General features: G+C 47.3%; 11 protein-coding genes and 1 pseudogene. 3 read left to right on the top strand and 9 right to left on the bottom strand.

Features of this window, described 5'->3' with window-relative positions:
- The 3 genes from GKG41_RS19400 to GKG41_RS19390 form a co-directional block, all read right to left on the bottom strand.
- Entirely contained in the window at window positions 1–441 is a 441-nt protein-coding gene (locus tag GKG41_RS19400; RefSeq protein ID WP_154261487.1) for a DUF6147 family protein, read from the bottom strand.
- A gap of 22 nt (window positions 442–463) precedes the next feature.
- Window positions 464–1600 (bottom strand): DUF4367 domain-containing protein, encoded by a 1137-nt coding sequence (locus tag GKG41_RS19395; RefSeq protein WP_173015586.1) that lies wholly within the window; start codon window positions 1598–1600, stop codon window positions 464–466.
- 79 nt (window positions 1601–1679) lie between these two features.
- Complete coding sequence (locus tag GKG41_RS19390; RefSeq protein ID WP_154261485.1) at window positions 1680–2486, bottom strand: hypothetical protein; 807 nt, start codon at window positions 2484–2486, stop codon at window positions 1680–1682.
- Between the two features lie 191 nt (window positions 2487–2677).
- On the opposite strand from GKG41_RS19390, the gene GKG41_RS19385 reads away from it, so the two are divergent.
- Window positions 2678–3433 (top strand): MerR family transcriptional regulator, encoded by a 756-nt coding sequence (locus GKG41_RS19385; RefSeq protein ID WP_154261484.1) that lies wholly within the window; start codon window positions 2678–2680, stop codon window positions 3431–3433.
- A 922-nt stretch (window positions 3434–4355) separates the two neighbouring features.
- On the opposite strand, the gene GKG41_RS19380 is transcribed toward GKG41_RS19385, so the two are convergent.
- From GKG41_RS19380 to prdC, 6 genes and pseudogenes are all read right to left on the bottom strand, one after another.
- Window positions 4356–4823 (bottom strand): glycine/sarcosine/betaine reductase component B subunit, encoded by a 468-nt coding sequence (locus tag GKG41_RS19380; protein ID WP_154261483.1) that lies wholly within the window; start codon window positions 4821–4823, stop codon window positions 4356–4358.
- Between the two features lie 23 nt (window positions 4824–4846).
- Entirely contained in the window at window positions 4847–5608 is a 762-nt protein-coding gene (gene prdD, locus GKG41_RS19375; RefSeq protein WP_154261482.1) for a proline reductase cluster protein PrdD, read from the bottom strand.
- Between the two features lie 103 nt (window positions 5609–5711).
- On the bottom strand, window positions 5712–6437 hold the full coding sequence (gene prdB, locus GKG41_RS19370) for a D-proline reductase (dithiol) protein PrdB (protein ID WP_084067571.1): 726 nt from the start codon (window positions 6435–6437) through the stop codon (window positions 5712–5714).
- Complete coding sequence (locus tag GKG41_RS19365) at window positions 6434–6730, bottom strand: CBO2463/CBO2479 domain-containing protein (RefSeq protein ID WP_347563386.1); 297 nt, start codon at window positions 6728–6730, stop codon at window positions 6434–6436. Before GKG41_RS19365 ends, prdB begins: the two co-directional genes overlap by 4 nt.
- A 5-nt stretch (window positions 6731–6735) precedes the next feature.
- Entirely contained in the window at window positions 6736–8583 is a 1848-nt protein-coding gene (gene prdA / locus GKG41_RS19360; protein ID WP_154261480.1) for a D-proline reductase (dithiol) proprotein PrdA, read from the bottom strand.
- Between the two features lie 217 nt (window positions 8584–8800).
- Window positions 8801–10069 (bottom strand): annotated as a pseudogene (gene prdC, locus GKG41_RS19355) (proline reductase-associated electron transfer protein PrdC); the annotation flags it as partial.
- A gap of 317 nt (window positions 10070–10386) precedes the next feature.
- Here prdC and GKG41_RS19350 point away from each other — a divergent pair.
- Window positions 10387–11865: an aldehyde dehydrogenase family protein gene (locus tag GKG41_RS19350; protein ID WP_154261478.1), complete on the top strand. Its 1479-nt coding sequence runs from the start codon at window positions 10387–10389 to the stop codon at window positions 11863–11865.
- A 49-nt stretch (window positions 11866–11914) separates the two neighbouring features.
- Window positions 11915–13177: a DNA polymerase IV gene (locus tag GKG41_RS19345; protein ID WP_226904354.1), complete on the top strand. Its 1263-nt coding sequence runs from the start codon at window positions 11915–11917 to the stop codon at window positions 13175–13177.
- Window position 13178 lies beyond the last annotated feature (1 nt).

Here is a 13178-nt window from a genome sequence, read left to right as displayed (position 1 = left end):
CTATATTCTCACCCTCTCTTTGCCTATCCACACAGCATCTGTGCAGGATTCCTGTACATCCTCATTTACCCTGTGGACACACCTGACTCTGTAATATCCCGGTCCTGCAACAATGGATTTGCTGGAAGAAAGATACACTGAATTCTCTCTGTCTGCCTTCCATGAATAAACCTCTGTCCACGTACCGTTCCCCTCCGCTTTTTCTACTGTCACTTCTACAGATATCTCATCCGCTGTCTGGGAAGCTGCCGTCATCCCTCCTGCCAGCAGCTGCTCTTTCTCATCCTTGGTAACCGCTGCATCCCCATACTGGATAACGCCTTCCTGCCCCATCCCATTCTTTTCTTCGGCAGCCTCTGCTTCTGTCCGGGGCATCCCCATACAGAGCGAGGCACTCAATACCACTCCCATACACAGCAGGACTGCTGTTTTTCCTTTCATTCTCTGCCTCCTTCCAGGTATCCTACGCAAATTCCAGACCATTAAGAATCTTTTGGAACTCGTCCCGTTCCATGGTTCCCACTACCATATAACAGATATTATCATACAGGATCCGGGCTGCATATCCGCTTTCCCCATTTTCTTTAGACCGGAGTTTCCATATGGTGGCCTCAGCTGCCTGCAGATCTACTGTGCGCTCTTCCTGCATTTCTTCTCCTGATACAAAGGCATAGGACCCGTCTCTTTTTTGGGAAAATGCTTTGTAAGTAAGACTTCTGCCCTGGTACAAATAGGAAAGACACGCCGTCTGAATATCTCTGTCTACATCAGCCTCCAGAAACTTTGTCCCCTCCGGCACATATGTCATTTTAACCGGGCACCCCCCACAGACTTCCTCCATCTGCTGATATGCCAGTTCCTCCTGGACGGACAGTACAGCAGCCTCTTTATTCTCCCATATAAGCCTGCGGGGAGTACCGGCGGTAACCAGTACCCCGTAAATTCCCACAGCCGCACAGGCAGCCCACAGAACAGCTCCAATCCTGCTTCTTTTTTGCCTCTTCTTCTGCGGCTCCTTTGTCTGCAGTGCCCCCGCCGGGGACTTCTCAGGGATTCGCAGTACTTCACAGGTCACATTTTCAGAACAATTCTTTGGCTCTGTCCCCTCTTTTTCCCCGGACTCATGCATCAGTCCCTCTTTATGCTTCAGCAGATTTAAAATTTGTTTACTGTTATCACTGCTCTCCTGAACAATCTGTTTAATATCCTGAATCTCCTGATACATAATCATGTGCCCGGGATCCAGAAAATTTTTGAATTCCTCTTCTATCTCTTCCAGACATTCTTCCAAAATTCCGGCATTTTCCCTGTTCAGATAGCATCCTTTTTTTCTGCGGAAATCTTCAGGAAAATTCTTCATTTTGACTTGACTGCCTGTAAGACAAGAATCCGTATGAGATTTAAAATATTCCAGTATGTAACTCTGCATTTGTTCCCGTATGTCTGGCTGGGAAACTGCCGCAAGTTTTTTATCTATCCTTGCTTCCATCTCCTTCAGCCTTGCTTCCGCTTTTTTAGAGTCGACTGACCGATTCGTTTTTTCTGCCAAGACAGAGAGAAGAAAACCGCTCCCTGCAGAAAAGATATCTTCTGGCTTCATCTGTCCCCATTCCCCCCCAACCTCTGGTATTGTCCTCATTATACCATCAGCGGGCCCTAATTGGAACTCTTTTCCCCGCTCAGGAGATCCAGGCAGTTCCCTTTGTATATGTCCCAATGCCATTCTCGAATACAGCCTTACAGTTTTCCAGACCGTCAGCCCCCAAACCAGAACACCACTTGGAGATTGAAAATTCAAAACTATCCCCTTTTATCTCTTTGTCTTCAATTGTGATCAGCATTCCCTCCGGAAAATAAAGCTTCTCCCCATCAATCATTCCCTCTTCTACCAATTCATCATATGTTTTTTGGTACACATCCATATCCTGAGACTGACTTCTGAGCCAGCTGTCCCACTGATACGCAAGGGCGCTTTTCTCCGCCTCACTCATATTTACAGACATAGACAGATCCAACGCCATAATTTTCACCCCGCTGTTTAAACCGGGATCGATCTGGTAAATCTCTTTTATTGCCTCCAGGTACATGCCTGTAATATCATTCTCCTGTCCCACTATACGTATCTCTTTCTGTCCATGTATTTGTCCCGGATAAGATTCGGCAATTGTCGCATCTTCTCCCATTATTACGTCAATAATCATTCCGTTTTTAAGCCCTGAGGCCTCTGTCTTCTTTCCGTTCTGATCTGTAACAAGAGTCTCCTTAGGGGACAGAGATACAAGGCTGGCGGAGGTTTCACTCATGCCTGACAGCAGGAGCACATCCTCCCGGTTTTCTATGATTTTCCCCTGAAATACATTCTCCTTGGTATCCGGATCCGGTATTTCTGGCTCTTGCCTGTCTCCGGAACATCCGGCAAGACACAACATCCCGGCGGCCAGCAGCAGAATCATGATCTTTCCTGTTTTCGCTATTTTTTCTATCATATACAGCAGCCTCCTCTTCTTATGTTCTCTTTCTTATCTATTACAGTGTACATTTTTTAAGATTCTGTTGCATTAAAAAAATTTATTTTTCTATTGACCTTGCCCCAACGTTAACCTGTATACTACAATTGTCTTAAGATAATGCGCATAAGACAATACTGTATACAGAGTAATATGACAGGAGGCAGATCATGGAATATACTATCCGGCAACTGGCTCAGATGGCCAAAATAACTACCCGCACCCTGCGCTACTATGATGAGATCGGACTGCTTTCCCCCCATCATTACACAGAAAGCGGATATCGCATCTACACGGAAGATGAGGTAGACAAACTGCAGCATATACTTTTTTACCGGGAACTGGATGTTCCCCTGGAAACCATCCGGCAGCTTCTTCTCTCCCCAGGCTTTGATTCGGTTTCCGTTCTCACATCCCACCTGAGGGAACTGGTAAGCCGCAGGGAACATCTGGATCTCCTGATCAAAAATGTCACAAAAACGATTCAGAAAGAAAAAGGAGAATATCATATGACTAATAAAGAAAAATTTGAGGGATTTAAAAAAGAAATGATACAGAAAAATGAAGACATGTACGGGGAAGAAATCCGCAGCAAATACGGAAATGACTCCGTAGAGACAAACAATACAAAATTTATGAATCTGACAGAAGAACAATACCAGGCCATGGAGCAGCTCGGTGAAACAATTCTCTCCAAACTGGAAGAAGCAGTATCGAACAGCCTGTCCCCCAACAGCACAGCCGGCAAGGAAATAGTGCTCCTTCACAAGGAATGGCTCTCTTATACCTGGCCCTCCTATACCCCTGAGGCTCATAGAGGACTGGCCGCCATGTATGTCAGTGATCCCCGCTTTACCGCTTACTACGACCGCGCGGTAAGCGGCTGTACCCAGTTTCTCCATGACGCGGTTACTGCGTTTGCCTAGAATACCCCTTTCAATACCAAACAGAAAACCGAACGCCGTGGCGGAAGCTGTGCATTGGTATGTGTAATATAGAATTGTTTTTCAGCTTAATTGGGATTTAGGGGTATAGCGCTTGGACTTCGGCTTAAAGTGATTCAAGTCGGAAAGTGTGAGGTGGCGGGGGGACGGTGAGAGAAATCCCGCGACGGTGGGCTGGCTGGTTCGGACAGGAGGGAGGGCTTAAGTTCCGGGGACACCTCCGTCGCGAAGAGAGTCTAAGACAAAACCGGAATCCCCGCCGGAGCACCGTTCGTATGGGCAAAGAATGCTTGATGTGCATTCTCTGCCCATGCTCACTTTTTTTCGGCCCTGACTGCCGAAAAAATCTCCAGCGGGAATCCCGGTTTTGCCTAAGACTCTCTACTCACTCCTGCGGAATCGTCCCCGGAACTTAAGCCCTCCCTCCCGCCCGAACCAACCAGCCCACCGCCGCAGAATTCCTCTCACCTGGATATGGGGAAGTTCCAGGGGGAGCTATTTATCCAAAACATCGAGTCATCAATAGTGGGAAACAAGAGGAAAAGTGTACAACGTTCGACCTTCCCCACCCGTTTTCCGTGAATGTGAAGTGAGTCTCTGCCAGGATATAGGAGGGAGCACCGGGGGGACAGGGCCAGGCCAGGGGCCGGGGGATAGGGACCAGTCAGGGAGGTTAAGCGGAGTGAGCCGAAGATCCAGTCCACCAGCTGTTTAGCGAGGAAGGCTTTCCTGACGAGCTTAGCAGCTGGTAGGACTTAGCTGAGGGGAACGGAGCCTCGAGCTGACTGGTCCCTATCCCCCGGCCCCTGGCCTGGCCCTGTCCCCCCGGTGCTCCCTTCTATATCCGTCCGTCTGCAACGCTGCGCTGGCCGACTATTTTATCTCGAACTTCACATACACAAAACTATAATTTTTTTCTCATCTTCAACTTCAAAAACGCCGCTGCCTTCCTGGCCTCCAGCTCTGTCACACTATTTTCCCCCAACACCTCTGTCTCAATGCCCTCGGCACTTTTATTCATATCTACAATTGTATCCATATATTCATTGGTTACCACAAATCCAGCTACCGTACCGACAAAATTCACCCCAACGGTTGGTATCCCTCTGACAGAAAGCTGTTCTATCGTATTTGCAAAATCCACGTCACTGTTCCCCCATCCGTCTGCGGAAATGATTGCTCCGTCCGCCCGCATAGCCTCGGCCCAGACTGCTGCTCTTGTACCTACAAACAATTTATCTTCATTGTCCTGCGGAGTGCCTACAACAATAATTCCCAGAAAATCAAACTCATCTTCCCCGGAAAGAATATCCACCAGGGGATCCTGGAAGTGGTGAAGCGTTGTCTCTTTTGTGGATGGTCCTATTCCCATAATAAAAATTATCTCCTTTCCTGCTAATACATGGCCCGGATGGCACCGTCACGGTATTCATTGGGTGTGATAAGTACAGGAAGATTTCCCATATCAATAATAGAACGGCCGCCCTTAAAACCAGAAGGTTCCCGTGGAAAAAGGCAGGTATCATACATAGCTCCCTGCCCTGCTACCTGCTTAATCAGAACCACCCGTTTTTTTCCTGGCCTGGACTTGTCAAAATACTCATGGCGCTCTGTGCATAAATTTCCATTCATCTTTTTCAACTCATCTCTCAGGATCTGACAGAAAACATCACAGGCCCGGTGGGCAGCCGTAGGCCCCGGACGGGATGCCCCTGCTTTGGGAGCGAGTGTTACATTAAAAGAAATTAGAATGTCATTGTTATCAGGGGTTCCGGGGCGGCCGTAGAAGATCTGTTCCTTTAAACAGCCTTCTGAAGAACCAAACTCAGCAATCTGAACACCATCCGCGTCCACTCCGGTCAGAAGCACCCGGACACCCGTGAGGGTATGGGTAATGCCTTCCCCCATTTTTCCCAGCACCTTGGCAGAGACAGGAATAACATCCATAATTGTATTCGTCCAGCGTTCACGAGCGTCAGGAGAAATAATTTCCATGTCAATTTTTTCAATCAAAGGCTCCGATTCCGTCAGGGATGGCAAAAAATCCCGGGCAATAATAAGTGTTCCCGAAGGATCTATTCGGGGTTTTTCTCCAAATATGACCTGGTTTATATGAAACGCCTTGATAACAAGGCGCCGTAATATAACTTCTTCCATGCAATACCTCCATTTAGGGACAGGCCTATCGTAAAATGGGACAGGCTGAACTCAATTAGGGACGTGTTCTTTGTACAAAGAACACGTCCCTAATTTATATCCCTTAAACCTTTGCTACATACTCGTAGTTTAATGGAATTACCTTACCAGGTGATTCCAGGGTTTCTAAGAGCTCTAAAGATTCTTTTACAATATTATACTGCATTTCTTTATCATTAGGAGCTCCAGCATTTGCTCCCATTGGTACCAATGGGGCAGCAGCTCTTGGGGTGCCTGTCTGTTTCACAACAGGCGGAAGCGCAGCAATAATCACAGTCGGAATTCCTGCGGCTTCGATGGCTCTCTGCACTAAAACTGCAGAGCGGTGACAGGTACCTCAGCCAGCGGTGAGGATGACAGCATCTACACCCTCATCTTTTAAAATACGGGCGATTTCCGGACCAGTTTCGTTTTTAAACTTTTCCTGGTTGCCGCCTCCTCCCATAAAACCAATGTGTACTGGGGCCACTTTACCGATAACTCCGTCAGCAGCCAGTTCATGAAGACGGTCAATAGGGAACATACAGTTGATGTCTTTATTAACGTCTCCGTTGTCATATCCACCGTGGGACACCATCAGTTCATCAGACGGCATAGTATCTAAGATTTTACGGAAGGTAAAATCTCCAGCCAGATTAAACCGCTTGTCTTCTTTGTGATGAACTCCGGCAGCAGTAGCAATTGCCACTGTCATATCCTTTAATGGTTTTGTCACTGGAGCCCATACCGGCGGTGGAGTGATGGGTACATAAATCTCGGATTGTAATCCATCTACTACAGTTAAACTCACTTTGTTTCCTCCTTTCCAGTTTCTTTGGCAGCCTTTTTTTCTGCCTGTCTTTTTTGATAAGTCTGTTGATTGCTGATATATTTAAGGTTAGGTTCAGGACCCAGCTGTTCTACAAAGCTCATCTTAAAGCCTACCTCCTGACCCACCTTAATCTCATAGTCAGTAATTAGCATACGCATGGGAATCTTCATATATCCCAGACGGCCCTTCAGATCAATGCCTACGCAGCCGTCATGTACTTCTACTATGACACCTTCCATAGTTATTAGCTTATCATCATATTTCATGCATATACCTTCTAGCTGTATTTTTCTTTGCGTTTTTTGCTCATAGGAAGAGATGTTTCATTGGGAACCAATTCAATGGGTTTGCCTGTCACATTAGAAATTAATTCTACGTTATTGGCTTTTACATTTGGGTTCCACTGCTTTTCAGCTGCTTTTACTTTGCCGCCGTTCATCTGAACCTTCAGCATATTCAGTGCGCGGATAGCGTCTTCATGGCATAAAGTATTGCAGGCAAGCACTTCGTTTTCAATACCGCCTTCTGACTTATTATTGTCCACCATATTGGTCATATATTTATTTCCCACTACCAGTGCGCCCTGTTTTGCACAGAAGGACATTCCTACCACAGAGATTCCTCTCATGCCAATCTGTTCAATATGGCTGGCAAAGTCAATGTGATTGTTGCCGAACCCTTCGGTGGTAACAAATGCTCCGTCTACATCCATTGCCTCGCAGGTCATACCTACACGCTTGGACACATAGAATTTTTCAGAATTAATCTGCGGGCTTCCCACCAGGATGACACCGCATAAATCAACTTCCGGATCGTGCAGTGTTTCCAGCACTAAGGGCTCTCTCCAGTAATGGCGGGACATTTCCTTGGAAGCAGGCCCGATGCAGGTTAAGGCATGGATACATCCATCCAGTACCTCAACAGGAGATACCACAACAGGTACATTGCCCAGGTCAACGTTTGGCTTTGCACCAAGAACGCCCACCGGCTCAACCGGAAGGATCAGATTATCGTGCATAGCACCCTGTCCCATAATTTCCTTTACAATGACAACCTTCTTTTTGCCGGGACGGCGTACCTGTTCAAAGGTTTCCGTATTCACCACAAGGCTGTCGTCTTCTAACTTCTTCAGGGCCTCACGGATTTCCTGTGTGATCACATCCGTGGCAGCATGTGCGGCCAGAGGACCTGGACGTTCCATATTGGTGCCCTCTTTAATGGTAACTTCTGTTTTAATAAAAATTTCGCCTTTATCCGGAGCGCCGGGACGGTTCCACATAATATTTTCTTCCAGAATACCCTCTGAAGAACCGAATTCTCCGATCTGTACCCCCTTATCATCCGTTCCGGTAACCATCATAATGACACCGTCCAGAACACGGGTGACACCGCTTCCGATCTCATCCTCCCCTTCTTTTGCAGCAATGGGCTGTACATCCATAATCGTTTCTGAATATGTATTGTATTTGTCTGGGGTGATAATATCCAGCTTTAATTCATGTACCAGTTCCTGAGAAGCTACCGCTTCCTCCTCGATCCCCTCACGGATGTAAAGGACCGTTCCGTCGATCTTAGTCTCAGGGCCTCTTTTTACCTCAGAAATGGCATAATGCTTTCTTGTTACACTGCGGACTACTTTTGCGGGTTCTTCTGCTTTTGGGGCATCCTTCATTTCTTCAGATGCTGCCGCAGGAACCGCCGCCACACCATTTCCCCCGCTAAAACCCATGGGGATTTCAATGTTGATTTCTTTTCCCTCTCCGATGTGGATTTTCAGTGTTCCGCCGCTCACAGGGCTGGCTACCGATACAGCAGGCGCAGGTGTCGGGGCTTCCTCCGGTGCAGCTTCTAAAGCGGGAGCTTCTTCCTCTTCTTCCTGTATCTTATCCACAGCATCCGCGGTAATCGGTGAGAGTGAATCACAGGTTTTGGTAAGCGTAGCGCCTAACACCTGGGAAATCTTCAGGCATCCATCTAAATTTAACAGTCCGGAATCTACCAGGTCATCAAAGATAGCAGGATCTTCCAGGTTAGCTGGCTGAATCTGATTCCCGGCCTCGAGACGGCAGCAAAGGACTGCCGGGTCATTCTTATGCTCTTGCGCAGTTTCGGCTGTAATAGACATAATGATAATCCTCCTTTTTCTTTTTTATATATCAATGGAATGGAAATTCAATATTGATGTCTTTTCCCTCTTCAATATGAATTCTTAAAATTCCATCGTTAACAGTAGCGGTATACTTCACAGCGGGCTTTTCCGCTTCTGCCATCTGGGGCTCGGCAGACACCTGTGCAGAAACTTCTGCAGGTGCTTCTTCCAGCTTTTTCGAAGTAGTGAGATGGCGCATCACTTCCTTGCCCACAGTCTGAAGTACATGGTCGGTCTGATGATGTACGGCAAGACCCAGCTTCGGCGCAGATCCCATAACCGTATTGGTACAGTCGCTGCAGTTTCCGATAATAATATCTTCGCATCCGTCCTTCTTGAAATTGATGCATTTCTGAGCCTGTCCCGGACAGTTGCCGGGATTTTCGCATTTCAGCGCACCCTTAATCTCTGCAGCCTGCTTACATTTCTGCACGGAGATTACTTCTCCGTTCATTTTGGCCGCAATGTCACGCATTCTGTTTTCATTGCCGCCGCAGGCGCACACAAGAAGTCCAACCTTCCTGCCCTTCAAATCTTCAAAGGGCTGTGTCACAATAATACCGCCTGTAGTCTTAGTAATTGGCGTATCCAGTGTAGTTGCGGAACCGGTAAAAGGTCCGCCCAGAATAATTTCTCCATACTCTCCATCGATACCGCCTGCGCGTTCAATCAACTCACCAACAGTAGTTCCCACAGGGACATCCATAAATACATGGGCCTGAGGACCACCCTTCAGCTTGCCAATTACCGTTATATTTTTAGTAATCGCAGGTCTGTGCAGTTCAATCGCTTCCGCCGCTCTGAGCACAGTCTCAACATTAATAACTACAGCGTCTGCGGCAGACGGAAGCTGAGTTGGGTCTAACAAGGTTCCAAGGACTTCCCGGACAACCGCACGCTCTTCCCCCATGGGGTATAAGTCAGGAAGCAGGTGAATGGATAATTTATCATCACCCTTTATTGCCTCATTTAAAATTGCCACTTCTTTTTCATGTTTTGCTTTAATTGCAATGACACCGTGATCCGCGTTACAGATCTCCATAATGTACTTGATGCCCCGTACTGTCATGTCAGCTTTTGTCCGGATTTGCTGCATATTATGTTCCAGAACCGGCTCACATTCCGCGGCATTCACAAGAATATAACCGCCTTTCAGATCCACATTCAGCTTGACAGCCGTTGGAAAGCCTGCGCCCCCCATGCCTACCAGACCTGCGGCTTTAATCAGATCAAGATTTGTTTCTCCTTCAATGGATACAAAGTCATCCGGCTGTTCTGCATCCGCTTCAATCTGAATGGCTGTCTCTGTGACGGCAGCTACTTTTCCGGACACACTTGCATGGATATTGGCTCCCAGTCCTGCAGGCTTTGCGATCAGCGTTCCTCTTCGCACCTGATCTCCTGCCGCAACCACTGGTTCACACGGTGCGCCAATGTGCTGTTTTAGCAAAATTGTTTGCATGCTCATTTCTTTTCACTCCTTGTATTTTGTTAGATATGAAAAAAAGTGTATAGCGCTTCTCAGACACTATTCACTTACATCCTCGTAAATCCCTCGCCAAATTATGTTCCGGGGAATGTACTATCCCCTGTTTCTTTGAAGATTATAGCAGAAACACATACGAATTACAATAGATTTTGGCAAAAAGTGAACTTTAGTCTAGAATACAGTCTAGTTATGAATACATATTTACAAGGAACAGATGTTCTGTTACAATAAAAGATACGAAGCGGGGGTTTTTTAACAGAAAATATTAGTAAAAAAGGAGAACTATTCTTATGGAAACTAAAAAAATGTATATTAACGGCCAGTGGACCCAGGGAAGTCCGGGAACCACATCAGATGTAGTGAATCCGTTTAACGGAGAGATTCTGTGCAGGATTTGGGAAAGCAGTCTTGAAGATGTCAGGGAAGCCATTAAAGCCGCTAAAAGCGCGTTTTACATCACCCGTGAATGGCGGGATATGGATGTGGAGGCAAGAAGCAGAGTTCTGCTTAAGGTTGCAGATCTCATAGAGGAAAACCAGGAAGAAATGGCTGCCATGGAGACACAGAACATGGGGAAGCCCCTGAGAGAGTCCCTGATTGATATCGCAGACGGCGCCGGAACCTTCCGGTACTATGCCGGCCTTATCCAGGCTCCCCAGGGAGGAATCTGCAGTGTCAGCAACGGATCCGGAGAGATTCACTCCATCACTGTCCATGAGCCCGTAGGCGTCTGTGCACAGATCACCCCATGGAATTATCCCTTTACCATGGCCGCCTGGAAGCTGGCCCCCGCACTTGCCGCGGGGAATACTGTTGTGTTTAAGCCCAGCCACAAGACCCCTCTGACTACCATCCGCCTCTTTGAACTGCTGGAGGAGGCAGGACTGCCGAAAGGGACGGCCAATCTGGTGCTGGGCGGATCCGCAATAGGATGTGAGCTTGGGGAAAGTATGGACGTGGATATGCTTACCTTTACAGGAAGTACAAAAGTAGGACAGAGCCTTCAGAAGCTGGCAGCCGGGAATATGAAAAAGCTGGGGTTCGAACTGGGGGGCAAGTCTCCCAATGTTATCTTTGCTGACGCTGACATTGACGGCGCCGTAGAGTGGGCTATGATGGGAATCTTTTATAATCAGGGGGAGGTATGTTCTTCCGGCTCCAGAATCTTTGTGGAGGAATCCGTGAAAGATGAATTTATGGAAAAGTTTGTAAAAAAGACAAAGGCTCTGACTTTAGGTGATCCCATGAAGGATCCGGATATGGGGCCTCTTGTGACAAAAGAACATATGGAGCGCGTTCTGGAATACATTAAAATAGGAAGAGATGAGGGTGCAAGGGTGGTATGCGGGGGAGAGCGGTATACCGACGGGGAATGCGCAGATGGGTATTTTGTCCTTCCCACTATCTTTGATCAGTGTTCCCCTGATATGCGTATCGTACGGGAAGAGATCTTTGGTCCTGTAGCCACGGTACAGTCCTTCTCTTCTGAAAAAGAGGCAGTCGCCATGGCGAATGATACCTGTTACGGACTGGCAGGTGCCGTATTCACTTCCGACAGTGCAAAAGCAATGAGGGTCATTAAAGAGATACGGGCCGGCATTACATGGATCAACTGCTATAATCTGGGGTATAATCAGACACCCTGGGGCGGCTATAAGATGAGCGGTACAGGGCGTGAGCTGGGAATCTACGGTCTGGAAGAGTATCAGGAGGTAAAACAGATTCACATGAATCTGAATCCGGGACCTGTGGGATGGTATGTGAACTAATAAAAGAATCCCCTTCCGGGAGCGAACGAGTAAAACAGAGGTGGTATGAGTGAAGACAGTTATTTATCATATTGATGTTAACAGCGCGTTTCTGTCCTGGGAGGCAGTATACAGGCTGCGCAACCTGGAAGGAACGCTGGACCTGCGGACCATTCCTGCTGCCGTAGGGGGGGATATGGCAAAACGCCGGGGGATCATACTGGCCAAATCCATTCCCGCGAAAGCATACGGTGTAAAAACAGGCGAACCTGTGGTGAATGCCCTTAAGAAGTGTCCAAATCTGAAACTGGTGCCGCCTCACTATGAACTATATAAAAAATGCTCCAAAGCCTTTTTGGATATTCTGAAAGAATACTCTCCGGCAGTGGAACAGTACAGCATTGACGAAGCCTTCATGGATATGACAGGGATGGAAGGACTTCTGGGAGATTTAACAGTATTTGCCCATACGTTAAAAGACCGTATACGGGAGGAACTGGGATTTACTGTGAATATCGGAGTTTCCTCCAATAAATTGCTGGCTAAGATGGCATCTGATTTTAAGAAGCCTGATTTGGTTCACACCCTCTTTCCGGAACATATTTCCCAAAAGATGTGGCCCCTTCCGGTAAAGGAAATGTTTTCTATCGGCAGGGCTACTGAAAGGAAGTTAAATACTCTGGGCATCTACACCATAGGAGAGCTGGCCAATACAGATCCTGATGTTCTGAGGCATCATCTGAAAAAATATGGGGAAGTCATCTGGAATTTTGCCAATGGAAGGGATATGTCTGTGGTGGAGGCAGTCCCTGAAGATAATAAAGGCTATGGCAACAGCACTACCATAGCCTTTGATGTTACAGACGGAGGTACAGCCCGGATGATTCTCCTCTCTCTGGCGGAGACAGTTTCTGCCAGACTTCGGAGAGACAGCATCCGGGCAGAGTTGGTGTCTGTAGCAATTAAAGATTTTGAATTGAATACAGTATCTCATCAAATGATGCTCCCCTCTTCCACCAACATTACCGCAGAAATACATCAGGCTGCCTGCAGGCTGTTCGATGAGCTGTGGGACGGCACCCCTATCCGCCATCTAGGCATTCATACCGGAAAACTTTCCAAAGATGATGCCGCAAGACAGATCTCCCTGTTTGATCATACGGATTATGAAAAGCTGGAGAAAATGGACCAGGCAGTGGATGAGATACGAAAAAAGTTCGGAACTGATGCCGTGATGCGTGCCTCATTCCTGAGGCAGCCGGTAGAGCATATGGCCGGGGGTATCTCAAAGGAAAAACGAAAGGTGGATTATACCCGGGAAATTGTAGAATAAA

The organism is Lactonifactor sp. BIOML-A5, assembly GCF_009677585.1.
GTDB lineage: Bacteria > Bacillota > Clostridia > Lachnospirales > Lachnospiraceae > Lactonifactor.
Note: the sequence above shows the minus strand (reverse complement) of the source record. Positions and strands in the feature narration are given on the sequence as shown.